Source organism: Bacillus sp. RZ2MS9 (assembly GCF_001816185.2).
Taxonomy (GTDB): Bacteria; Bacillota; Bacilli; order Bacillales; family Bacillaceae_G; genus Bacillus_A; species Bacillus_A cereus.
In genome coordinates this window covers 4,401,623-4,423,597 of sequence record NZ_CP049978.1, presented here as the reverse complement: position 1 = coordinate 4,423,597, position 21,975 = coordinate 4,401,623, and the positions used below count along the sequence as shown (strand labels likewise).

Here is a 21,975-nt window from a genome sequence, read left to right as displayed (position 1 = left end):
ATGAAATGCATTTTTTATGTAATATATATACATAAGAAGATGTAGCGATTATCGAGAATAGAGAACTTCTTGTATAGACTGGGAGTGAATGGGAATGGATTTTGCAACAATTATTGGACTTATTTTAGGATTTGTAGCAGTGATAGTAGGGATGGTCGTCAAGGGCGCTGACATAACAGCCTTATTAAATCCTGCCGCAGCATTAATTATTTTTATCGGTACATTTGCTGCAGTATGTATTGCATTTCCGATGAATCAACTAAAAAGGGTTCCAAAACTATTTAAAGTTCTTTTTGGTTCAAATAAAAAGGATTTAAGTTATGAACAGTTGCTAGAATTATTTGTTCATTGGACATCTGAAAGTAGAAAATACGGTATTTTGTCTTTAGAGCAACAATTAGACAAAATTCAAGATGAATTTCTTTTGCGCGGTATGAAATTTGTGATTGATGGCGTATCCGCAGAAGATTTGGAGCAGATTTTGGAATCTGAATTAGAGGCAATTGAAGAAAGACATGCAAAGGGAGCTGCTATTTTTTCGCAAGCTGGTACGTATGCACCGACATTAGGAGTTTTAGGTGCTGTTATCGGTCTTGTAGCTGCGCTTGGTAACTTAACTGATATTGAAAAGTTAGGTCATGCTATTTCGGGTGCGTTTATTGCAACGATTTTTGGTATTTTTTCAGGTTATGTATTATGGCATCCATTTGCAAATAAGTTAAAGCAAAAATCTTCAGCTGAAATTGAGAAAAAACGTTTAATCATTGATTGTTTATTAATGTTACAAGAAGGTACATATCCGTTTATTATGAAGAACCGCATTTTAGGTGCACTTTCTGCAACTGAGCGTAAAAAGCTAGAAAAAGGAGCAGAAAAAAATGCGGAGTAAGAAAAATAGAAGAGGCAAAAAGAAAAAACATGATGAGCATATCGATGAAACATGGTTAATCCCATATTCTGATATGTTAACGTTGTTATTTGCATTGTTTATCGTTTTATTCGCAATGAGTAGTATAGATGCTGCGAAGTTTAAACAGATGGCAGTTGCTTTTCGAAGTGAATTAGCTGGGGGAACAGGTAACAAAGAATTTTTAAGCGATCAAAAGCCAAATGATGAAAAAGAATTATCAGCAAGTAGCCTTGAGGCAGAACAAGCAAAAAAACAAGAAGAAGCTAGAGCTAAAGAAAAAAAAGAGATGGATGAATTGAAAGCATTACAAAAAAAGATTGATCAATATATTAATGAAAAACAATTATCCTCTTCTTTTCAAACTAAATTAACTGAAAAGGGATTAATGGTGACAATATTAGAAAATATACTGTTTGATTCGGGGAAAGCAGATGTGAAATTAGAATCTTTAGGGATTGCAAAAGAGATGTCTAGCTTACTTGTTTCAGCGTCACCTCGTGAAATTACAGTATCGGGTCATACGGATAATGTCCCTATTGCCAATGCGCAGTTTGCGTCGAATTGGGAATTAAGTACGCAGCGGGCAGTTAATTTTATGCAAGTATTACTGCAAAATAAAGAATTACAACCAGAAAAATTTAGTGCGATTGGATACGGAGAATACCGTTCAATTGCTCCAAACGATACACAAGAAGGAAAGGCAAAGAATAGACGTGTGGAAGTATTTATCTTGCCTTTAACAGAGAAAGTAAAATAAAAGAGGATGGCGAATGCCATCCTCTTTTATTTTACTTCAAATGATTTTAAGTTGTCGCGACGGATTTTATCTTTTTCTGCATCTGATTTTTTGAAATCATAATCATATAAAGCGCCTTCCCAATCGCCATACATTGGATTCGGGAAAATAATGAATTTCTCACCAAATTGTGCTTTTGAATCTGCTACTGTTTGGTTACGATCTTTTACAGATTTTCCATCAAAACCTGTGAAATCAGATAAGTTATCACCGAAGAATAAGACAATATCATGAGTTTGAGAAACGAGTTCACGGCGTTTTTCTTTTCCTTTTTCTTTCGGATCTTGTAGTAATATATGTTCTTTCGTTGCTTGAGGAGCACCTACACGCTCAAGATTTTTAATTGTCGCATCTAGTTGATTCGTTTTACGATTTGAGATGTAGTAAATATCTACACCTTTAGACTCTGTATATTTTAAGAAATCAATTGCGCCTGGAAGGGCTTCAGCCTCAGCTTTGTTAATCCAATCATCCCATTTGTAAGGATAGCCTTTGCCTGTTTTTACGCTCATTGCTTGATGAGGACTGTTATCTAAAACAGTTTCGTCTAAATCAAGCACGATAGCAGGTTTTTTCTCTGTCCCTTTTGCAAGAATTGCATCAAGCTTTAATTGACCAATGTTGTACCCTTGGTAGTAAAGTGCTTTCGTTTCACCGGCTGTTTGATACCATAAATCAGCCATTAATTGTTGTTCTGTTAATTTTACTTTCTCTTCTTTTGCCACTGTTTTCTCTGGTGTTCCTGAACATGCTACAAGTGATGTAGATAGAACCGCTACAGATAATAAAGTGGTAATGCCCCTCTTCATCTTCATATGTATCCTCCTTGATGTTAGAAAATCATTTTATATTATATATTAAAATATAATATTTTTATATGAACATTTGCATATTGTCTTTTGTATATATAGTAGTATGTCCTATATTAGAAAGATGAGCAAAATAATAATAGTTGTTTTGACAATTTTTATTGTCGTAATGACAATTATAATTGACAAAAAGAACTTTGTTATTTACAATTTTAACTAAATAGGACAAATGATGGATTAATGACGATGTTTACATATAAGAGGATGAAGCGTGGTGCTATATTTTGTCTTGAATAAACATAGTCTTTGAAAGAGAGTACGAATGATACTAAAGGGGAGGCTTTATACTTGAGTTTACAAATTCAAAACTTAACGAAACAATTTGGGGAATCAAAAGCAGTTAACGGTTTGCAAATTTTGTTACCAAAAGGTGAAGTACTAGGGTTACTTGGACGAAATGGTGCAGGGAAAACAACAACAATCAAAATGCTTCTCGGATTATTAACGCCTAATGAAGGTTCGATTACATGGGATGGAAAAGCATTTGGAAATAGTGGTGTAACAATTGGGTATTTACCAGAAGAAAGAGGTTTATATACAAAAAGTAGAGTAATAGATCAGCTGCGATATTTTGGTAGATTAGAAGGAATGTCGAAGAAAGAAGTAGATCATGCTATTGATCACTGGTTAGAGCGTTTAGCGATACCAGAATATAAATTTAAAACGGCTGGAGAGCTTTCAAAAGGGAATCAGCAAAAAATCCAATTAATTGCTGCTCTTCTTCATAATCCGGAACTTCTCATTTTAGATGAACCATTCAGCGGTCTTGATCCAGTTAATGCTGGGGTGTTAGCTAGTATTATTGAAGAACAAGTACAGAGCGGAAAGACGATTATTTTATCAAGTCATCGTATGGAACAAGTAGAGGCTTTTTGCCAACATGTATGTATTTTGAAAAAAGGTGAAGCAGTCGTAAAAGGACAGCTAAGTGATATTAAGAAAGAATACGGTTTCCGTAATTTAACGATTGAAGATACAGTAGAGAATGAAAAGGGATTAGAAGCTATACATGTATCGTATGAAAAACAACAAGGCCTTCTTTATGTGAAAGTACAAGACGATGCGGAAGCTCTCAAGATTTTGCAACAGTTGCAAGAGCAAGGTGTTAGCTTACGACAATTCAAAATGTTAGAGCCGACGTTAAACGAAATCTTTGTAGAGAGGGCGAAATAACGATGCGTAAATTTTCTCACGTATTTTCATTTTATTTTAGGGAAGCATTTTTATCTAAAAAATCATTAATTACGAGTGCGATTTTATTTTTAGTTGTGTTTGGGATTTTTGCATTTAATCATTTTACTTCAGGCGATGATAAAAATAAGGATAAAGATAAAATTGCAGTTGTAGTAGAGAGTTCCACATATAAAGTACAAAAAGATGAGCTAAATAAGCTATTGCCATCAGCAAAAATAACAATTGGTTCAAAGGATGATTTTGATAAACTGCATAAGCAAGTAGAAGAAGGCGATTTAGATGGTCTATTCCATGTGACGGAAAAGGATGGGGCTCCATCGATTACATATATGTATAATGGATTTCCAAGCCAAGCAACTTCTGCAATTATGGCAGGATATTTAAAGCAACAATATACGATGGTGACGATTGCCAAAAATAATGTTTCACCAGAAATTGCACAGCAATTACAAACAGAAATTCAAGTAAAGCAAGAAGCGATAAAAGATCGTACATCTTCTTTCGGAATTGCCTATTTCTTTACATTTGCTTTATATATGTTTATTGTAGCGTTCGGAAATACAATCGCAATGAATATTGCATCTGAAAAGGCGTCACGTGTAATGGAAGTAATGCTTCCGAAAGTGAAGCCTCTTACGATGATGTATGCGAAAATTTTAGCGGTTGTTTCAACGGCGTTATTGCAACTTGTCATATTGGCGTGTGGTTATCTTATTCCATATTTGTTAGGTTGGGTCGATTTAGAAAGTGCCTCACTATTTGGTATTCCAATTGACTTTACGAAATTAGATGCAAAGGTTATCAGCATGTTTCTTGTTTATTTCATTACGGGATATTTACTTTATGCGATGATGTATGCTGCTGCTGGAGCTGTCGTGTCTAAGACGGAGGATTTACAAGCTGTATCTTTCCCGGTAATGATTTTAATTATGGCTGCATTCTTTATTAGTATTAAATCATTAAGTGATCCGAATAGTACTATCGTCGTTGTAAGTTCTTACATTCCATTCTTTACACCGATGGTTACCTTCTCACGTATTGTAGCTGGTGAAGCAGGTATGCTAGAAATTACGATAACATTAGCAGTCTTATTGGCGACAATTGCGGTATTAAATGCTGTTACAAGCCGCATTTACGTAAACGGCGTAATGAATTACTCAGATAAAGTGAAATTTAAAGATTTAGCGAAATTTATAAAGCGTCAATAATGAGAGAAAAGCGTGATTTCTTATTGAAATCATGCTTTTTCTTTATGTATAAATTAAAAATAGTATATAATGATAAGAGTCGTCTTTTAATAGAATGAATAAAAAGGAGGGTGTGCAGATGGGGATTAGTAGTCGTTTTACAGTAGGTGTTCATATGCTGACATTACTTGCGATAGATCGAAACTCTCGCTGTACCTCTGAATGGATTGCCGGTAGTGTGAATACAAATCCAGTTGTGATTCGTCGCATTACAGGAATGTTGAAGAGAGCAGGACTTGTTGATGTACAAGCTGGTAAAGGTGGTACGACACTTGCTCGAGATTTAGAAGAAATTACATTACTTGATGTATATAAAGCAGTGGAAGTTGTAGAAGAAGGACAGCTATTTTCCTTCCATGAAAATCCCAACATTGAATGTCCAGTAGGAGCTAATATTCAATCAGTATTAGAAATTATTTTAATGCAAGCGCAAGAAGCGATGGAAAACGTACTTGCAAATGTAACGGTAGATCAATTAGTTACAAATTTAAAGTCTAAAATGAAAGAATAAAAAAAGCGAGCTTCCTCATAATGAGGGCTCGCCTTTTTTTATTCAGAAATATTGAAAATTCTATTTTTCAGTATTTAAAATGAATTTACCTACGATAGCTGCGAAGATACCACCAAGAATTGGTGCTACGATGAATACCCATAGTTGAGAAAGTGCTTCTCCACCAACAAATAAAGCTGGTGCGATACTACGAGCTGGGTTAACAGATGTTCCAGTTAACGGAATTCCTAATAAGTGAATTAAAACTAATGTGAAACCAATTACTAGTCCAGCTAAAGAAGAACTTCCTTTTTTACCTGTTACAGCAACGATAACTAAAATAAATACGAAAGTTAAAATGAACTCAACTAAAAATGCTCCAGATAAACCAAGAGTTCCGAAACCATTTTGTCCTAAATTATCTAAAGGTGTTTTAGCAGATTTTAAAATTGTTACTAACGTTGCAGTTCCTAATAAACCACCTAAAATTTGAGCTAATACATAATAACAAAGTTCCATAGCGTTCATTCGTTTGTTGATGAACATAGCTACTGATACTGCTGGGTTAATGTGACATCCAGAAATTGTTCCGATGCTATATGCCATAGCTACAATAGATAGACCGAAAGCCATAGCGATTCCTAATGTTCCAATTCCTTCAATTCCGCCGCCAGTGACAGCTACTCCAGTTCCGAATAATACAAGTACAAATGTACCAATAAATTCAGCGATTGCTTTTTTTAACATAATTTACCTCCTATTAATGCGCATGAAACGTATTATAACATAAGTTTTAGTATAAGCAGCCAATGAAATACTATTCTGATAAGGCGAAATAGGGGGACAATAAAAAAGAGTATGGTTCATCTCTATAGAACCATACCCTTTTTTTATGCTGATTTTTTCTGTTTAACGACTGGAACAGAACGGTTTAAAATACTATTTGCAACCATTCCTAACATGATAATAATCATTCCGATGAGAGAAAGTCCTCCAGGGAGTGAACCATTTAAGAAAATGATTTCTCCAAGTACGGTAAAGACCATCGTTCCAGCTTGTGTTGCTTCAACAGCTCCAAGTAGAGCGAGGTTATCTTTTGCTAAGTCAGTAGCAAAGAAAAATGTCATCGTTGCAATAACACCGGAACATAATGCTAACAAAAATCCTTGAAGCATTTGGTTGGATGTTGGAATGCCAGTAGTAGAAAATCCGTATATACCAAGCAAGATTGTTATAGGAAGACTTCCAATTGCCATTCCTAATACACGTTGGAACGTATCAAGGCGTCCACCAACAAGCTCCATCATTTTTCGGTTACCGAACGGATATAAGAAAGCGGCTAATACGACAGGTAAAAAACCTGAAATGAACTGAGTCATTGTAATATGGCCTGCGGCAGTTGCTTGCATACAAATTACACCAAGTAAAATAAATAATGCAACATATAAGCTACGAAGTGGAATTTTTCCACGTACAAGTTTCGTACCTGATTTTGTTTCTATTTTCACGAAAAATAGTGGTGATAGTAGTAAACCAGCTAAAATCGTAACTTGCCAAGTTCCAGCAACGAGCCAAGCTGGAGAAAAGACAGCTGCGAAACTTAATAAAGAATAAAAACCAATACCGGCAACAGAACCCCATCCGATCCATGCCAATGGATGTTTTTTTAACTCTTCCCATAATCCCCTAAAGTTTTTGCGAAATAAAACGATAAGGAATAAAATAGGAAGAGCAAATAAAAAACGGAAGGAAGCTGTCCAAGCCCAGCTCGTTCCAGATACATTCATTGCTCTATTAATAATAAAGGTTGCAGAAAAAAAGGCCGATGATAAAAGACCTAATAAAATTGCGCGCATGAAGTATAACACTCCTTTCGAAAATAAATAATTATGTATAGTATGATATACTTTTAATTATTAAAAGTAAACTATTTTATACTTTAAGGTGGTTTTATATATGAAAGAAAATGAAGATATGCAAACGAAAGAAGTCATTCAACAAGTTGGACAGTTATTGAGACAAATTCGAAATGAACAGAAATTAAGTTTAGAAGAATTAGCTCATAAAACAGGAGTTAGTAAATTAACATTAGGAAAGATCGAAAGAGGGGAAACAAATCCGACACTAGCTGTCATTTGGAAAATAACGAAAGGGTTATCAATTCCTTTATCCAGATTAATGGTTGTTGGAGAACCTGTAGCTGTTGCGCGCTGTGGAGAAGGATTTGCAGTAGATGAAGGACAAGCGTGGCATTTAGAAACGATGTTCCGTTATACGAAAGAAACAGGGATGGAAATGCACCGTGCTTGTTTACGATCAAATAGTATATATGAGCCAGAAGCTCATCATGAAGGTGCGATTGAGCTTGTAACGGTAATGAAAGGGAAAGTGTCTATTCAAGTGGAGAATGATGTATACGAATTAAATGAGTTTGATTCCATTCAATTTGAAGCGAATAAGAAGCATATTTATAAAAATGAAGAAGAAGAAGTAGCGGTATTACATTTAACGATGAAATATTCTTCATGAAAAAATCACCTATAGGATTCTATAGGTGATTTGCTCTTCTTAAGTATGTGAAATAATGCCGTTAGTACGAACGTGGCATAAGTAATAAACAAATGAAATAAACTAAAAATCCTGTCCCAAAACATAAAACAGCAATAACCCAAATGATACGAATAAGAGTAGAGCTAATATCAAAATATTCTCCTAAACCACCACATATACCAAATAGCATTTTATCAGTTTCGGATTTACATAACTTTTTTGACATATTCCAATCAACTCCTTTTTATATCAAACTGCATACTTTTATTCTATATGGAAATTTATGAGAAGACTATGGGGTTGTATTACATTTTTTTGTGAGAAGTGATCGTATTAATTGTCTTAATTTTCAGTGGATATTAAACTTGTAGTTATGAGGTGATTTTTAATAAAGGGTGGGGAAATAGAGATGACAGTATATTGGTTGACTAACGTAATGCTTGAATCAGGATATACATATGAAGAAGAGAGAATTTCACAAACAGAAACAGAATTATGCAGTTTACTTATTGAAGATGGTCGAATTAAAAAAATTATAAAAGGGATTGTTCAAGAGGAAGATATAGTAACTTTTGATGCTAAGAACTTATTAATGTTGCCAGCTTTCAAAGAGATGCACATTCACATTGATAAAACATATTATAGTGGCCCATGGAAAGCTTGTATGCCAGCAGAAAGTATTTTTACACGTTTTAATGAAGAAGAAAAAATTTTACCAAAGCAATTAGCGACTGCCCAAAATAGAGCGGAAAATATGCTAGAGTTACTACTGCAAAATGGTGCAACGAATATTAGAACGCATTGTAATGTCGATCCGATTATTGGGCTTGGTAATCTGGAGGCGACGTTAGCGGCATTAGAAACATATAAAAATCGAGTGTCTAGTAGAATTGTTGCGTTTCCGCAACATGGATTATTGCGCAGTGATTCTGTGCAACTCGTGAAAGATGCGATGCGTATGGGTGCTCATCTAGTCGGAGGAGTAGATCCAGCTACAGTAGATAATGACATTGAAAAGTCATTACATACAATTATGGATATCGCAGTAGAATTTAATGCGGATGTTGATATTCATTTGCACGATGCGAATAATCTTGGAACGTTTACGATGAAGAGATTGGCAAGTTTAACAGAAGAAGCAGGATGGCAAGGCCGTGTAACGATTAGTCATGCACTTGGACTTGGTGGTGTTACTGATAAAGAGGCTGAAGAAGTGGCAGAAAGACTCGCAAATGTAAATATTGATATTACTTCAACAGTGCCAATTGGTAAACAAGTAATCCCAATTCCGTTATTAGATAAAAAAGGCGTTAAGGTTTCATTAGGCAATGATAGCATTACAGATCATTGGTCACCGTTTGGAACAGGTGATATGCTTCAAAAGGTGAATCGATTAGCAGAGCGTTTTGGGTGGAGTGACGAAAGGTCTTTAGGAAAAGCACTCCGCTTTATTACAGGAGGAAAAGAAACGTTAAATAATGAAGGGAAGCGAGTATGGCCGAATATAGGGGATGAAGCGAACTTTGTTTTGACGAATGCGACATGCGCTGCTGAAGCAGTAGCGCGTCAAACAGAAAAACGTTTAGTCGTGTATAAAGGAAATATTGTTGTTGGAAGTTTAAATGAGGTGGAATTAAATAATCTTGTGTAGAAGAATCGTTTAAATATTTTGAGGAGGGTTCTAATGGTGAGTATAGAACTCTTCTTTTTTATTCTTACAATATATTTTTATAGGAAAGCTAGAAGGGATGAAAAAATTGGACAATCAACATAACCAAAATCATATTATGGGAACTTTGCAATGGTTTATATTTTTATTAGCAAATTCAATCGCACTACCAATTGTCGTTGGCGGATTATTTCATCTTACGACGGAAGAAATATTTTATTTAATGCAGCGTACGTTTTTTGTAGTTGGTATATCTTCTTTTTTACAAGGATGGCTTGGGCATAGACTGCCAATTGCGGATGGGCCGGCTGGATCTTGGGTTGGTGTATTTACCGTACTTGCTTATGCAACGGCCGGACAAGATCAATTACATAGTACACTGCAAATTTTAGAATTAGGAATGATAATCTCCGGTGTTATTTTAATAGGATTAGGAGTAACTGGTTTTATAGGACGTATTTTATTTTTATTTACGCCGCTTGTGACAGGGACGTTTTTACTTTTATTATGTTTACAATTAAGTGGTGTATTTTTAAAAGGAATGTTAGGAATTACAGCTACTATTTCTCAAATCGACGGATTTACAGCAATGATCGCGTTTAGTATATTTCTGTTCGTTATTATACTATCTAATTTTGGAAAAGGCTTTGTCAAAAGTTATGCAGTTTTAATAGGATTAATTAGTGGGTGGATTATTTTTCTCATTGCAGGAAAAGTGACAATCCCATCTCAAGTAACTCATTTTGTGCAACTTCCACATATATTTGCTTGGGGACTTCCAAAATGGAATACAGGTATGGCTGTATCAAGTTTCGTTATGGTATGTATTTTAGTTTCGAATACGGTGGCAGCTATTATAGCAATTAATCAAGCAACTATTCATAAAGCGACTATTGAACAAAAACAGTTGAAAGATGGAACATGGGTTGGAGGGATTTCGCATCTCATCTCTTCTGTATTTTCAACTGTAGGTGTCGTTCCGTTACCAGCAACGGCAGGATTTATACGTTTAACAAAACAAAAGTATATACGATCGTTCTTAATGGCATGTGCGTTACTAGTCGTAATGTCTCTTTTTCCAAGTATTATTCGTTACTTAGCATCTTTACCATCAGCTGTCGCATCGGCTGTTTTAATGGCTTCGTTCGTACAGTTAATTGGAATTGGATTTAATAATATAAAACAAGTGCCGATGAGTGAAAGGAATGTGACGATTTTAGGCGTTGCAGTATTATTTGGCAGCGGCGTTATGTTTTTACCGTCTGGAGCACTCCAATCCTTGCCGTCTGTTATGCAATATATATTCGGTAATGGTTTATTTGTAGGTACGGTTGTAAGTATATTGCTAGAACAAATATGGCGCGTTGGAAAGTAAGTGGATAAAAAGAGTGTACGCACTGTATAAAAGTCTAAAATAACATAGGAAATAAAGCCCATTTTCATTCACCACCTGCACATTTCGTTCATACAATATCTTGACTAAATAAACACCCAACTTACACATACACAGCTCTGGCTTAAGCAAGGAGGGTTATACCAGTTGAAGGAAAAAGCGTATCAATCTAAACCTTTACTCACAAAGAGAGAGAGAGAAGTATTTGAATTGCTGGTTCAAGATAAAACAACGAAGGAAATTGCAGGTGAACTTTTTATAAGTGAAAAGACAGTTCGCAACCACATCTCAAACGCAATGCAAAAGCTAGGGGTTAAAGGACGTTCACAAGCAGTTGTGGAGCTTCTTCGTATGGGAGAGCTCGAATTATAAGAAAGCAGCCGACTTTTATATAAAAGTCGGCTATTTTTTGTTTGCTTCACTTGCTATATGAATGATAAGAACACTCCATACATAAATAGGTAATAAGGAGGGGATATGTTGAAAAGGATACTGTTAGTTTCAACAAGTGCTCATGATATGAATGGACACCCGACTGGTTTGTGGCTGGAAGAGCTCGCAGCTCCTTATCATGTATTTAAAAAGGCTAAGTTTGATGTTGATATTGTGTCAATAAAAGGTGGGAGAGTACCTATAGATAGAGTGTCTATTCCGAATGGTATACCTCGCGAATTCAAGCATGTAGCTTCTTTATTGCAAAATACGAGGCCGATTTCAAATGTTCATTTTTCGGATTATGATGCGGTTTTATTTGGTGGTGGGCACGGGGCGATTGTAGATTTTCCAGGTAATCCATATGTAGTAAATTTGATTGAGAATATGTATAACAATAACCGGATTGTAGCGGCTGTTTGTCACGGAGTAAGCTCCTTAGTCGGTGTGAAAAATCAGGATGGCTCGTTTTTTGTTGCGGGTAAGCGTATAACAGGTTATACAAACGATGAAGAAAGAGCTGTACATTTAGAAAAGCGCGTTCCGTTTTTGCTAGAAAGTAAGTTGAAAGAAGAAGGAGCTTTGTTTTATGTAGCCCCCAATTTTACGCCGCATGTAGTAGTAGATGGTCATTTAATTACAGGACAAAATCCACAGTCTAGCGTGGAAATAGGTAAGGCTATAAAAAGGGCTGTAAATAAATTATCGTCATTTTAATTTCTGCTCATTTCTTCTTATTAATAGGAATGTCTTCTTTTCAAAAAAAGATGGAGCAATGAATATGCACTTTATATAGAAGAAACCGACTTTCTTATAGAAGGTCGGTTATTTTTCTATCTTGCAAATTACGAAAAAAAGGAGCAAAATAAAAAAGGTCCTAGTCTATACATGGGAAAATGAAAATTTTCATACAGAAGCATTTGAAGTGAGCGAACTTAAAGTGTGTAAAATATAATGATAAGCATAAAAGATGATGAATGAGAAAACGGGTGATGAAGTTGAATAGAGCAATCGGTGTTATCGATTCAGGAGTTGGCGGTTTAACAGTAGCAAAGGAATTAATTCGTCAGTTGCCGAAAGAGCGTATCATATATTTAGGAGATACAGCACGTTGTCCTTATGGTCCACGTTCTCGAGAAGAAGTACGTCAATTTACGTGGGAAATGACGGAGCATTTACTAGATTTAAATATTAAAATGTTAGTTATTGCGTGTAATACAGCAACTGCAGTTGTATTAGAAGAGATGCAAAAACAATTACCAATTCCAGTAGTAGGAGTTATTCACCCAGGATCACGTACAGCTTTAAAAGTGACAAACACGTATCACGTTGGGATTATTGGAACGATTGGAACGGTGAAAAGTGGTGCATACGAAGAGGCGTTAAAGTCTATTAATAACCGTGTTATGGTAGAAAGTTTAGCTTGTCCACCTTTCGTTGAACTTGTAGAGAGTGGGAATTTCGAAAGTGAAATGGCGTATGAAGTTGTAAGAGAAACGCTGCAACCACTGAAAAGTACCGATATTGATACACTTATATTAGGGTGTACACATTATCCGATTTTAGGACCTGTTATTAAAAAAGTAATGGGAGATAAAGTACAACTAATTAGTTCTGGTGATGAAACAGCACGTGAAGTAAGTACAATCTTATATCATAGTAAAATGTTGAATGAAGGAGAAGAACAAAGCGATCATCTCTTCTTAACAACAGGAAAAATAGGCTTGTTTAAAGAAATTGCATCCAAATGGTTCGGTCAACCGATTGAAAATGTGAAGCATATTCATTTAGAAAAAGAATAATAGTAGAATTTATATAAGTGAGCTCCTGAGAAATCAGGAGTTTTTGTTTTATCTTGCTATTTGCTGGGTAGTAAGACCCCTGCTGATTAAAGTTTCAATTTATAAGAGGCACAGCTTGTTCTAAAACGTGAAACAGCTCGTATACATAATAGTACAAACTTAGATTTTAGGGGGGAATGGCATGCCTAAATCCACTTTTAAATGGGTTGTTGGTGCTACTGTGAGCGCTGTTTTACTAACAGGGTGTGGCTTTATAAATCAAGAGAAAGCAACTGAACAAATTGATCCGCCAAAACAAGTTACGTATACAGAGGGTGGGAAGAAAGAAGTAGCTAAAAAAGATAAGCAAGGGCAAATGGTAAATAGAGAACTATACCTTGTTGATAAAAATGGTTATGTTGTACCACAAACGTTAGCTATACCTACTCCGAAAGCAAATGAGACTGTGAAGCAAACATTAGAATACCTTGTGAAAGATGGACCGGTAACGAATTTATTACCGAATGGGTTTCGTGCAGTCATTCCGGCGAATACAACGATGACCTTAGATTTGAAAAAGGACGGAACGGCAGTTATTGATTTCTCTAAAGAAATGAAAAACTATGCGAAAGAAGAAGAGCGTCAAATCGTTGAATCTATAGCTTGGACGTTGACGCAATTTACAGAGATAAAACAAGTGCAGTTCCAAATAAATGGTGAGAAATTGGCAAAGATGCCGGTTGGTGGTACACCGCTTGGTGAAGGAGTGAGCCGTGCAAATGGTATTAACTTCGATGATGAACAAGTAGCAGATGTAACAAATACAAAACCAGTCACACTGTATTTTATGGCGCAAAATAATAATAAACAGCAATACTACGTACCAGTCACACGCCGCGTTGCAGAAGGTAAAGAAAATGACTATGCAGCAATTATAGATGAACTTGTAAAAGGTCCGATCCATCAATCGCTCCTGAATGATTTTAATCCAGGCGTTAAGCTTATTACGAATCCGAAATTACAAGACGGAAACCTTACATTAAACTTTAATGAAAATATATTTGTAAACCCAGATAAAAATATGATTTCAAATTACGTATTGAAGTCGTTAGTTTTATCTTTAACAGAAAAGAAAGGTGTGAAAAATATTTCTATTGAAGTAAATGGAAAAGCAAATCTTATAGATGAAAAGGGCGGAAAGTTAATAAAACCTGTAGATCGTCCAGAAAACGTGAATACAGGTAGTTTTTAATCGTCAATAATTTGATATACTTAAGTAAGAAAGAGGAATTGCTTTTTGGGTTCCTCTTCTTTTATTGTATACATATCATACATTTAAATTTGGCTATACTAACGAGTAGTAATTAAGAGGAGGTTATTTTTATGCGAGTAGATGGTAGAGAGAAAACAGAATTACGCCATATACATATTCATACGAATTATTTAAAACATCCAGAAGGATCAGTATTAATTGAGGTTGGGGATACAAAGGTGATTTGCTCAGCGACAATTGAAGAGCGTGTCCCGCCATTTATGCGTGGAGAGGGAAAGGGCTGGGTAACAGCTGAATATGCGATGATTCCACGTGCGACAGAACAACGTACAATTAGGGAGTCAAGTAAAGGGAAAGTAACAGGACGTACAATGGAAATCCAGCGCTTAATTGGACGAGCATTACGTGCGGTAGTTGACTTAGAAGCGCTTGGCGAGAGAACGGTTTGGATTGATTGTGATGTTATTCAAGCGGATGGTGGAACGAGAACAGCTTCTATTACAGGTGCATATGTAGCGATGGTATTAGCGTTTGAGAAGTTATTACAAGCAGAAAAAGTATCTAAAATTCCAGTAAAAGATTATTTAGCAGCAACGTCAGTAGGGATTGTTGAAGAACAAGGTGTTGTTTTAGATTTAAACTATGCAGAAGATTCTAAAGCAGACGTTGATATGAACGTGATTATGACTGGAAAAGGCCAGTTTGTTGAAGTGCAAGGAACTGGAGAAGAAGCGACGTTTAGTAGAGCGCAGTTAAATGAACTACTTGATGCAGCAGAACAAGGCATTTTCCAACTGATTGATATGCAAAAAGAAGCTTTAGGTGACATCGTATCTCATATAGAGTAGAGGTGGAAAGTATGAAACAAGTTGTTGTAGCGACAAAAAATATGGGGAAAGTACGTGAGTTTGCTGAGTTATTTGAGCGATTTGATTTAGAAGTGAAATCATTACACGATTTTCCTCATATTGAAGAAGTCGAAGAAACTGGTGAAACATTTGAAGAAAATGCGATCTTAAAAGCGGATAGTTTGAGTAGACAGTTGAATGCAATTGTAATTGCGGATGATTCAGGTCTTATTGTAGATGCGTTAAACGGGAAACCAGGCGTGTATTCAGCTCGTTTTGCTGGAGAGCCGAAAGATGATCAAGCGAATATTGATAAAGTGTTACAAGAATTAAATGAAGTAGCGTTTGAAAAGCGTAAAGCTCGTTTCTATTGTGCATTAGCAGTTGCTTTCCCTGAAGGTGATAAAAAGCCTGTCATTGTAAACGGGACATGTGAAGGATTTATTTTAGAACAACGCCGCGGGGAAAACGGCTTTGGATATGATCCGATTTTTTATGTGGAAGAATATAAAAAAGCGATGGCGGAACTAAGTTCAGATGAGAAAAATGCTATTAGCCATCGTGGCCGTGCTCTTCGTAAATTAGAAGAAAAAATCCCGGAATGGTTTTTAGGAGAATAAGGGAGAGAGAATGATGAAAGCTTTAATCGTAAGTGATAGTCATAGCTCTGTGAAGGAATTACAGCAGTTGAAAGAGAAATATGAAGGGAAAGTAGATATCATGATTCATTGCGGTGATTCAGAGCTAACGCCTGCTCATGAAGAACTGCAAGGTTTCCGTGTTGTAAAAGGAAACTGTGATTATGCTAACTTTCAAGATGAAATTGTAACTGATGTAGATGGAATTCGCTTCTTAGTTGTGCATGGACATCGCCATAATGTGAAAATGACATTACAAACGCTAGCGTACCATGCTGAAGAAGTGGGAGCGCAAGTTGCATGCTTTGGACATTCTCACGTATTAGGTGCGGAATTAATCGAGGGCGTTTTATTTATTAATCCAGGCAGTATTTTATTACCACGTCAGCGTGTAGAAAAGACATTTGCTTTATTAGAAATGGATGAAAATCAAATGGAAGTTCGTTTTGAAACGTTAGACGGACAACTAGTTGAACAAGCAGTTTTTAAAAGAGGATAAGAAAATTTATCCTCTTTTAAAAAAGGTGTTGACTTTATGTGTGGTTATACATATAATAAATATTGTCGATAGGGCAACGGCGCTAACGAAGAAAAGAAAAGAAAATAACATATGCGGGTGTAGTTTAGTGGTAAAACAAGAGCCTTCCAAGCTCTGGTCGAGAGTTCGATTCTCTTCACCCGCTCCATGTCCCAGTAGCTCAGCCGGATAGAGCATACGCCTTCTAAGCGTACGGTCGGGAGTTCGAATCTCTCCTGGGACGCTAAAAAAACCTTGTTATCTTTTGATAACAAGGTTTTTTGTTTGTCTAAAATTTGATGTTTGGGTTATAGGTGTAGTTCATTCTTGATATTTGCGACCTTTCCTTTGATATTAAGTAGTTGCATATGTACTTCTTTTTCTTAAATAAAAAGAGCGCCATTTATGCGCCCTATTCCTCTTATTTAATTTAAAGAATCAATAGGTTTATGATGGAACTCAAATCCATATCCAGATTCTCTTAATTGTTTACTTACAATATTATAAAACTCTTTACCATTCTAGTACAATTCAGCAGCAGTTATCGGAACTTATTCCCGGTAGTGTGTTACAATTAATAGAAGCGGAAAACGAGAATCTCCAATTGACTGGACCTGTGATTGGTTAGATGGTTTAAGAAGGTCGTATAAAAAAGGGAGATGGCGCAAAGATGGCGAGATCAAATGAGAATGATTTAACGGAGAAATTGGCGGAAGGTCACCGGAAATATGGTGATGGCAATTTTACAGTACAGAACATCGGTGATGAAACTAACCCGAATTGGACTGTCGTAAAAAATGTGAGGAAAGGATCGGCAGGCATTCGCGAAGGAGAAGATATATTAAGACTGCGATCAAAATATATAAAATAGTACGGAAATGGGCGGAGCGGGAGTTCGAATCTCTCCTGGGGCGCTAAGAAAACCTTGTTATCTTTTGATAACAAGGTTTTTTGTTTGTTTTAAATTAGTTGTTAATAAACTTGTCAAAGACAAAACCATAATCTTTCACATTATATTGTTTCTTCGTATCAACAAGCCAGTTAAAGGCGATCTCGTTCATCTCTTTAAATTGCTCTGCTAAGTTTACTTGTGCGTTTGAAATGCGGCTAAAGGCATTAGATGCCATATCTAAACTTTTGTGTGCATATTGTAATGTAATATCGTTGTCGTATGAAATTTCTTCGATTTTAAGTAAAGCCTTATATAAATCTTTTAATTCTTCAATATGTTTTTTATGAACATCAATTGAGTAATGCTCATCGCCCATTTGGAACTTAATTTCTACATCTAAATCAATCGTTCCCGCAGTTTCAAGCGCTACGTTTTTAATTTGATATTTACTATAGCTAAAGCGGCGTAGTGTACGTTTTTTACTTGTTGCGCTTGTACCGTCTAAGTGAATTAACCCTTTGTTTGTGAAGCAATATTCATCTGATTTCGATTTAATTAGAAAGTAAATTTTCTCCCCATCTTCATGCATTACATAATCATCGGCATCGACCTTATCATAGTCTTTAGGTGTAATAACAGAACCTACATCGCTTAGTCCTAATACATCTGCGGCCATTTTTTTAAACATATATAATCCCCCTTGTAAATTAAATTCTTAATTGTACAAAAATATATTAACATGATCTTCATCCTTTGTTTTCTTGTAATATGAAAATATCTGAAGGTAAGTTAAGAAAAGTAATGAATAATTATTTTGATCCTAAATTATTTAGTAAATCTATTAGTTTAAGAGTGGATTCTCCGAAAAATAACAAAGAAAAAAAGTTAATTTTGCAAGTGATTATAAATAAATTCCGTGAAAGCACCTCAAGAGATATGAGGTGTTTTTCAATCTCTTTTTGAAATCTTACAATTCTGTAAGGTAACTGTAAGGTAGTTCGATGGTAAGAAATTGCTAATCTTTTATAATGAAGATAACAACGATAAAACGAGGAGGCAGAAATGATGAAAGGATTAGTTGTAACGGGCTTGACGGTTGCTTTTGGATTTGTAGCGTATGAGAAATTAACGTATGTAGTTGATGTTGTGAAACATTTGATTGCTTAGAGAAAACAGCCATGAGAGGGAAAGGGAATGAGTGAATGAATGGAATGGTTATTTGGAATTATAGGTACTTGTAGTGTAGTGTTATTGTTCTTTGTCCCAAGTGGTATACTTAGTTCGACAACAAGTTTGTTCTTCTTAAGTTTGTTTGCTTGTACGATGCTTATTATTATGTTTTTAATGAAGCGAAGTAAACCAATCTTCTATTTTAGCATGATTGTTATGGCAATTATTGTTCTCCAAATTATTACCCTTGTAATATACCCCACAATTATAAAAGCTTTCCATTAATGATGAATCCTCTGCGTTTGTTGCTGGGGATTTTTACTTGTACAATTTTAATTTTTAGTAGAGATTTATTTGTATTGGAATGTAAAAATTAAATATTTTCATATTTCAAACAAATAGTTTTGGGATGTTGTGTTCTCATTACGCATTTGATATATTTACTTTGAACATAATTAAAATCAAGAAAAAGAGGCGGACGTATGGATAAAAAAGAAAATACGGTCGTATTGTTTCCACAACTATCAGAGCGCTATATTGATGAAGGTTTTTTAGCGCTGAAAGAGCGGAAGTTCGAAGATGCATTGCGCTGCTTTGAAATATTACGTCAGTATAATGCGGAAACGGAACAAACGGAATTAGCTTCAGTTATTTGTTTACTCGAATTAAAACGTATGGAAGAAGCGAAAGACAAATGTGAACAGTTGCTTAAAACAGGAGTTGTCTTATTTGGTGATATTCTTGAAACGTACGTGACTATTTTAGTTCAAACAAATGATTATGAAGGTGTTATTGAAACTGTTGAAAAGGTTTTACAAACGAAAGATATAATGCCTGATCAAAAGGAAAAATTAGCGCAGCTTGCTTTATTTGCAGAAGGTATGCTAAATGAGGGAGACGCATCGCTAGTGGATTCAAATTTTGAGTTGGATGAGTTTACTAAAGAAATTTTTGGAGAAAACTTTGGACAGAAGCTAAGAGCGATTCAGCGACTTTCATTAAAAGACTTAGATCTTGCATTACCTGTTTTAAAGAAATTTTTAATAGACGAAGAGCAACACCCCTATTTGAAAACTTCTATTTTGTATAAAATGATAGAAAGTCAGGTAGAAGAGGAAATAGAGGTAGAAAAGTTTGGGAATACGATTAAGGTAATTCCAGCATTTACAGGTCATAATGAGGAGCAATCCAATAACATTATACATAAATTATCAAGTCGATTAGAGCAAAATTATCCCGATATATTTGAAGCGATGGTTACATATTGGAAAGAATTGCAAATTAGCGTTTTCCCATTCGCTCTATTAATGGATAAAGAAGAGATTTGGTCAGCTGTTTTAGAGAGAATTGGAAGAAAGCGTTTCGGATTGGCTATTGATGAAGAAGAGCTTATGGCAGCATACAATATCGAATTGGAAGAGTTTCATATTGCCTATCAATGGTTATTACGTGTTGAAAGAGAAGGATATTTGCCCGTATAATTATGAAAAAGAATCGTTCAGTTCTTGAAACGAGCATATTCTATGTTATAATGTAAGGGTTGCAAAAGGCAGAAAACTGCCTGTTTGTAAGAGAAGAGAAGTGTAATTCTCTTACTTAATATGTTTCATATTATTCTCGAACAAAATATACCGTAGTTGTCTTCTGGGCAATTAGTAGATTGGAACATTATATCTGAAAGCTTTTGCTAGAGGATTATTTGTGTATTTGTTATTTCAAAAAAGAGATAATGAAGATCTTAATCTATAGAGGTATGTGCATACATTATTATAGTTGGAGGGAAAGAATAAATGTCTACAAAATGGGAAAAATTAGAAGGTAACGTTGGCGTTTTAACAATCGAAGTTGATGCTAAAGAAGTAAACAACTCTATCGACGCTGCGTTCAAAAAAGTAGTAAAAACAATTAACGTACCAGGTTTCCGTAAAGGAAAAATGCCTCGTCCATTATTCGAACAACGCTTTGGTATTGAATCTTTATACCAAGATGCTTTAGATATCATTTTACCAAAAGCATACGGTGAAGCGATTGAAGAAGCTGGTATCTTCCCAGTTGATCATCCTGAAATCGACATCGAGAAGTTCGAAAAAAATGCTAACCTTATCTTCACTGCAAAAGTTACAGTAAAACCTGAAGTTAAATTAGGTGAGTACAAAGGTTTAGCAGTAGAAAAAGTTGAAACAACTGTAACTGACGAAGATGTAGAGAACGAATTAAAATCTTTACAAGAGCGTCAAGCTGAACTAGTTGTTAAAGAAGAAGGAACTGTTGAAAACGGTGATACAGCTGTAATCGACTTCGAAGGTTTCGTTGATGGCGAAGCATTTGAAGGCGGAAAAGGCGAAAACTACTCTCTAGCAATCGGTTCTGGTACATTCATCCCAGGTTTCGAAGAGCAAGTAATCGGTCTTAAATCTGGTGAGTCTAAAGACGTTGAAGTATCATTCCCAGAAGAGTACCATGCTGCTGAATTAGCTGGCAAACCAGCAACATTCAAAGTAACAATTCACGAAATCAAAACAAAAGAACTTCCTGAGTTAAACGACGAGTTCGCTAAAGAAGCAGACGAAGCGGTTGCAACTCTTGATGAATTAAAAGCAAAACTTCGCACAAACTTAGAAGAAGGCAAAAAGCACGAAGCTGAGCACAAAGTACGTGACGAAGTAGTAGAATTAGCTGCTGCTAACGCTGAAATCGAAATTCCAGAAGCTATGATCAACACTGAGTTAGATCGTATGGTTCGTGAATTCGAGCAACGTTTAAGCCAACAAGGTATGAACCTTGAGCTTTACTACCAATTCACAGGTACTGATGCTGACAAATTAAAAGAGCAAATGAAAGAAGATGCACAAAAACGTGTAAGAATCAATCTTGTTCTTGAAGCTATCATTGAAGCTGAAAACATCGAAGTTACTGAAGAAGAAGTAACTGCAGAAGTTGAAAAAATGGCTGAAATGTACGGTATGCCAGTAGACGCTATCAAGCAAGCTCTTGGAAGCGTAGACGCTTTAGCTGAAGATCTTAAAGTGCGTAAAGCTGTAGACTTCTTAGTAGAAAACGCTGCATAATAAAATAACAAGGCACGATTAAAATCGTGCCTTGTTTTATAAATATAGAAATATATTTATAAAACTTTTCGATGGAGAAGGAAAAGTTCCTTTACAAGTCGAATATACATATTTCAAAAGTTTTAAAAATTTTTTATTTGTACATAACTAGTCATATTATTTGTATTTCTCGCCACGTAGTGACATAATATGTATTTACATACGATACATTTATCGTGTACATACGAAGGCAAGAGGT

General features: G+C 35.5%; 24 protein-coding genes, 2 tRNA genes and 1 pseudogene. 21 read left to right on the top strand and 6 right to left on the bottom strand.

Features of this window, described 5'->3' with window-relative positions; translation table 11 throughout:
- The first annotated feature begins 94 nt into the window (after positions 1–94).
- Both motA and motB read left to right on the top strand, forming a co-directional pair.
- Positions 95–889 carry a flagellar motor stator protein MotA gene (gene motA, locus BHV55_RS22535; protein WP_000344852.1) on the top strand — a complete coding sequence of 265 codons (795 nt, stop codon included), beginning with the start codon at positions 95–97 and terminating at the stop codon, positions 887–889.
- On the top strand, positions 879–1,667 hold the full coding sequence (gene motB, locus BHV55_RS22530) for a flagellar motor protein MotB (protein WP_001256734.1): 789 nt from the start codon (positions 879–881) through the stop codon (positions 1,665–1,667). Before motA ends, motB begins: the two co-directional genes overlap by 11 nt.
- Positions 1,668–1,693: 26 nt before the next feature.
- On the opposite strand, the gene BHV55_RS22525 is transcribed toward motB, so the two are convergent.
- A complete protein-coding gene (locus BHV55_RS22525) occupies positions 1,694–2,521 on the bottom strand; it encodes a 5'-nucleotidase, lipoprotein e(P4) family (RefSeq protein WP_000782768.1) in 828 nt (275 codons plus the stop codon).
- 342 nt (positions 2,522–2,863) lie between these two features.
- Here BHV55_RS22525 and BHV55_RS22520 point away from each other — a divergent pair, with 342 nt between their 5' ends.
- From BHV55_RS22520 to BHV55_RS22510, 3 genes are all read left to right on the top strand, one after another.
- Positions 2,864–3,748 carry an ABC transporter ATP-binding protein gene (locus tag BHV55_RS22520; RefSeq protein WP_070756970.1) on the top strand — a complete coding sequence of 295 codons (885 nt, stop codon included), beginning with the start codon at positions 2,864–2,866 and terminating at the stop codon, positions 3,746–3,748.
- Between the two features lie 2 nt (positions 3,749–3,750).
- Positions 3,751–4,977, top strand: coding sequence for an ABC transporter permease (locus BHV55_RS22515; RefSeq protein ID WP_016118684.1), 1,227 nt, complete (start codon positions 3,751–3,753; stop codon positions 4,975–4,977).
- 118 nt (positions 4,978–5,095) lie between these two features.
- Entirely contained in the window at positions 5,096–5,527 is a 432-nt protein-coding gene (locus BHV55_RS22510; RefSeq protein WP_000512998.1) for an Rrf2 family transcriptional regulator, read from the top strand.
- Between the two features lie 60 nt (positions 5,528–5,587).
- Here BHV55_RS22510 and BHV55_RS22505 read toward each other — a convergent pair whose 3' ends face one another.
- Positions 5,588–6,253: an aquaporin gene (locus BHV55_RS22505; RefSeq protein ID WP_000913213.1), complete on the bottom strand. Its 666-nt coding sequence runs from the start codon at positions 6,251–6,253 to the stop codon at positions 5,588–5,590.
- Between the two features lie 143 nt (positions 6,254–6,396).
- Positions 6,397–7,362 carry a DMT family transporter gene (locus tag BHV55_RS22500; protein ID WP_001201630.1) on the bottom strand — a complete coding sequence of 322 codons (966 nt, stop codon included), beginning with the start codon at positions 7,360–7,362 and terminating at the stop codon, positions 6,397–6,399.
- A 100-nt stretch (positions 7,363–7,462) separates the two neighbouring features.
- Here BHV55_RS22500 and BHV55_RS22495 point away from each other — a divergent pair, with 100 nt between their 5' ends.
- Positions 7,463–8,035, top strand: coding sequence for a helix-turn-helix domain-containing protein (locus BHV55_RS22495; RefSeq protein WP_000661924.1), 573 nt, complete (start codon positions 7,463–7,465; stop codon positions 8,033–8,035).
- Between the two features lie 61 nt (positions 8,036–8,096).
- Here the strand turns inward: BHV55_RS22495 and BHV55_RS22490 are convergent, their stop codons facing one another.
- Complete coding sequence (locus BHV55_RS22490) at positions 8,097–8,282, bottom strand: PspC domain-containing protein (RefSeq protein ID WP_000038411.1); 186 nt, start codon at positions 8,280–8,282, stop codon at positions 8,097–8,099.
- Between the two features lie 183 nt (positions 8,283–8,465).
- Between BHV55_RS22490 and BHV55_RS22485 the strand changes: the two genes are divergently transcribed.
- The 11 genes from BHV55_RS22485 (at position 8,466) to BHV55_RS22435 (ending at position 16,851) form a co-directional block, all read left to right on the top strand.
- The gene (locus tag BHV55_RS22485; RefSeq protein WP_000219560.1) at positions 8,466–9,707 is read left to right on the top strand and encodes an amidohydrolase family protein; all 1,242 of its coding nucleotides are present in this window, start codon (positions 8,466–8,468) and stop codon (positions 9,705–9,707) included.
- Between the two features lie 97 nt (positions 9,708–9,804).
- Positions 9,805–11,100, top strand: a complete 1,296-nt coding sequence (locus tag BHV55_RS22480) for a purine/pyrimidine permease (protein WP_000732141.1) — start codon at positions 9,805–9,807, stop codon at positions 11,098–11,100.
- Between the two features lie 165 nt (positions 11,101–11,265).
- The gene (gene gerE, locus BHV55_RS22475) at positions 11,266–11,490 is read left to right on the top strand and encodes a spore germination transcription factor GerE (RefSeq protein WP_000659484.1); all 225 of its coding nucleotides are present in this window, start codon (positions 11,266–11,268) and stop codon (positions 11,488–11,490) included.
- A gap of 105 nt (positions 11,491–11,595) precedes the next feature.
- Positions 11,596–12,267: a type 1 glutamine amidotransferase domain-containing protein gene (locus BHV55_RS22470; protein WP_000919606.1), complete on the top strand. Its 672-nt coding sequence runs from the start codon at positions 11,596–11,598 to the stop codon at positions 12,265–12,267.
- A gap of 275 nt (positions 12,268–12,542) precedes the next feature.
- Positions 12,543–13,352, top strand: a complete 810-nt coding sequence (gene racE, locus BHV55_RS22465; protein ID WP_000774005.1) for a glutamate racemase — start codon at positions 12,543–12,545, stop codon at positions 13,350–13,352.
- A gap of 181 nt (positions 13,353–13,533) precedes the next feature.
- A complete protein-coding gene (gerM, locus tag BHV55_RS22460) occupies positions 13,534–14,583 on the top strand; it encodes a spore germination protein GerM (protein WP_001126746.1) in 1,050 nt (349 codons plus the stop codon).
- Between the two features lie 131 nt (positions 14,584–14,714).
- Positions 14,715–15,452 (top strand): ribonuclease PH, encoded by a 738-nt coding sequence (gene rph / locus BHV55_RS22455; protein WP_001261765.1) that lies wholly within the window; start codon positions 14,715–14,717, stop codon positions 15,450–15,452.
- An 11-nt stretch (positions 15,453–15,463) separates the two neighbouring features.
- Entirely contained in the window at positions 15,464–16,072 is a 609-nt protein-coding gene (locus BHV55_RS22450) for an XTP/dITP diphosphatase (RefSeq protein ID WP_000815943.1), read from the top strand.
- Between the two features lie 13 nt (positions 16,073–16,085).
- Positions 16,086–16,589 carry a metallophosphoesterase gene (locus BHV55_RS22445; protein WP_000645505.1) on the top strand — a complete coding sequence of 168 codons (504 nt, stop codon included), beginning with the start codon at positions 16,086–16,088 and terminating at the stop codon, positions 16,587–16,589.
- Between the two features lie 113 nt (positions 16,590–16,702).
- Positions 16,703–16,776 (top strand) — tRNA-Gly (locus BHV55_RS22440).
- A gap of 1 nt (position 16,777) precedes the next feature.
- Positions 16,778–16,851, top strand: a tRNA-Arg gene (locus BHV55_RS22435).
- 181 nt (positions 16,852–17,032) lie between these two features.
- Here the strand turns inward: BHV55_RS22435 and BHV55_RS27945 are convergent.
- Positions 17,033–17,125: pseudogene (locus BHV55_RS27945) on the bottom strand (DUF6572 domain-containing protein); the annotation flags it as partial.
- A 152-nt stretch (positions 17,126–17,277) separates the two neighbouring features.
- On the opposite strand from BHV55_RS27945, the gene BHV55_RS22430 reads away from it, so the two are divergent.
- Entirely contained in the window at positions 17,278–17,478 is a 201-nt protein-coding gene (locus tag BHV55_RS22430) for a hypothetical protein (RefSeq protein WP_000124460.1), read from the top strand.
- A 94-nt stretch (positions 17,479–17,572) separates the two neighbouring features.
- Here the strand turns inward: BHV55_RS22430 and BHV55_RS22425 are convergent, their stop codons facing one another.
- Complete coding sequence (locus BHV55_RS22425) at positions 17,573–18,187, bottom strand: PH domain-containing protein (RefSeq protein ID WP_000473868.1); 615 nt, start codon at positions 18,185–18,187, stop codon at positions 17,573–17,575.
- Positions 18,188–18,705: 518 nt separating this feature from the next.
- On the opposite strand from BHV55_RS22425, the gene BHV55_RS22420 reads away from it, so the two are divergent.
- From BHV55_RS22420 to tig, 3 genes are all read left to right on the top strand, one after another.
- The gene (locus BHV55_RS22420) at positions 18,706–18,954 is read left to right on the top strand and encodes a hypothetical protein (protein ID WP_001983650.1); all 249 of its coding nucleotides are present in this window, start codon (positions 18,706–18,708) and stop codon (positions 18,952–18,954) included.
- A 197-nt stretch (positions 18,955–19,151) separates the two neighbouring features.
- A complete protein-coding gene (locus tag BHV55_RS22415; RefSeq protein WP_000358272.1) occupies positions 19,152–20,150 on the top strand; it encodes a hypothetical protein in 999 nt (332 codons plus the stop codon).
- Positions 20,151–20,459: 309 nt separating this feature from the next.
- Positions 20,460–21,737 (top strand): trigger factor, encoded by a 1,278-nt coding sequence (gene tig, locus BHV55_RS22410; RefSeq protein ID WP_000105215.1) that lies wholly within the window; start codon positions 20,460–20,462, stop codon positions 21,735–21,737.
- Positions 21,738–21,975: the final 238 nt, after the last annotated feature.

Bases quoted from the DNA above. Each gene is read 5' to 3' on its own strand.
- motA (WP_000344852.1), top strand. From the start codon at position 95: ATGGATTTTGCAACAATTATTGGACTTATTTTAGGATTTGTAGCAGTG.
- motB (WP_001256734.1), top strand. From the start codon at position 879: ATGCGGAGTAAGAAAAATAGAAGAGGCAAAAAGAAAAAACATGATGAG.
- BHV55_RS22525 (WP_000782768.1), bottom strand. From the start codon at position 2,521: ATGAAGATGAAGAGGGGCATTACCACTTTATTATCTGTAGCGGTTCTA.
- BHV55_RS22515 (WP_016118684.1), top strand. From the start codon at position 3,751: ATGCGTAAATTTTCTCACGTATTTTCATTTTATTTTAGGGAAGCATTT.
- BHV55_RS22510 (WP_000512998.1), top strand. From the start codon at position 5,096: ATGGGGATTAGTAGTCGTTTTACAGTAGGTGTTCATATGCTGACATTA.
- BHV55_RS22505 (WP_000913213.1), bottom strand. From the start codon at position 6,253: ATGTTAAAAAAAGCAATCGCTGAATTTATTGGTACATTTGTACTTGTA.
- BHV55_RS22500 (WP_001201630.1), bottom strand. From the start codon at position 7,362: ATGCGCGCAATTTTATTAGGTCTTTTATCATCGGCCTTTTTTTCTGCA.
- BHV55_RS22495 (WP_000661924.1), top strand. From the start codon at position 7,463: ATGAAAGAAAATGAAGATATGCAAACGAAAGAAGTCATTCAACAAGTT.
- BHV55_RS22490 (WP_000038411.1), bottom strand. From the start codon at position 8,282: ATGTCAAAAAAGTTATGTAAATCCGAAACTGATAAAATGCTATTTGGT.
- BHV55_RS22485 (WP_000219560.1), top strand. From the start codon at position 8,466: ATGACAGTATATTGGTTGACTAACGTAATGCTTGAATCAGGATATACA.
- BHV55_RS22480 (WP_000732141.1), top strand. From the start codon at position 9,805: ATGAAAAAATTGGACAATCAACATAACCAAAATCATATTATGGGAACT.
- BHV55_RS22470 (WP_000919606.1), top strand. From the start codon at position 11,596: ATGTTGAAAAGGATACTGTTAGTTTCAACAAGTGCTCATGATATGAAT.
- racE (WP_000774005.1), top strand. From the start codon at position 12,543: ATGAAGTTGAATAGAGCAATCGGTGTTATCGATTCAGGAGTTGGCGGT.
- gerM (WP_001126746.1), top strand. From the start codon at position 13,534: ATGCCTAAATCCACTTTTAAATGGGTTGTTGGTGCTACTGTGAGCGCT.
- rph (WP_001261765.1), top strand. From the start codon at position 14,715: ATGCGAGTAGATGGTAGAGAGAAAACAGAATTACGCCATATACATATT.
- BHV55_RS22450 (WP_000815943.1), top strand. From the start codon at position 15,464: ATGAAACAAGTTGTTGTAGCGACAAAAAATATGGGGAAAGTACGTGAG.
- BHV55_RS22445 (WP_000645505.1), top strand. From the start codon at position 16,086: ATGAAAGCTTTAATCGTAAGTGATAGTCATAGCTCTGTGAAGGAATTA.
- BHV55_RS22430 (WP_000124460.1), top strand. From the start codon at position 17,278: ATGGCGAGATCAAATGAGAATGATTTAACGGAGAAATTGGCGGAAGGT.
- BHV55_RS22425 (WP_000473868.1), bottom strand. From the start codon at position 18,187: ATGTTTAAAAAAATGGCCGCAGATGTATTAGGACTAAGCGATGTAGGT.
- BHV55_RS22420 (WP_001983650.1), top strand. From the start codon at position 18,706: ATGGAATGGTTATTTGGAATTATAGGTACTTGTAGTGTAGTGTTATTG.
- BHV55_RS22415 (WP_000358272.1), top strand. From the start codon at position 19,152: ATGGATAAAAAAGAAAATACGGTCGTATTGTTTCCACAACTATCAGAG.
- tig (WP_000105215.1), top strand. From the start codon at position 20,460: ATGTCTACAAAATGGGAAAAATTAGAAGGTAACGTTGGCGTTTTAACA.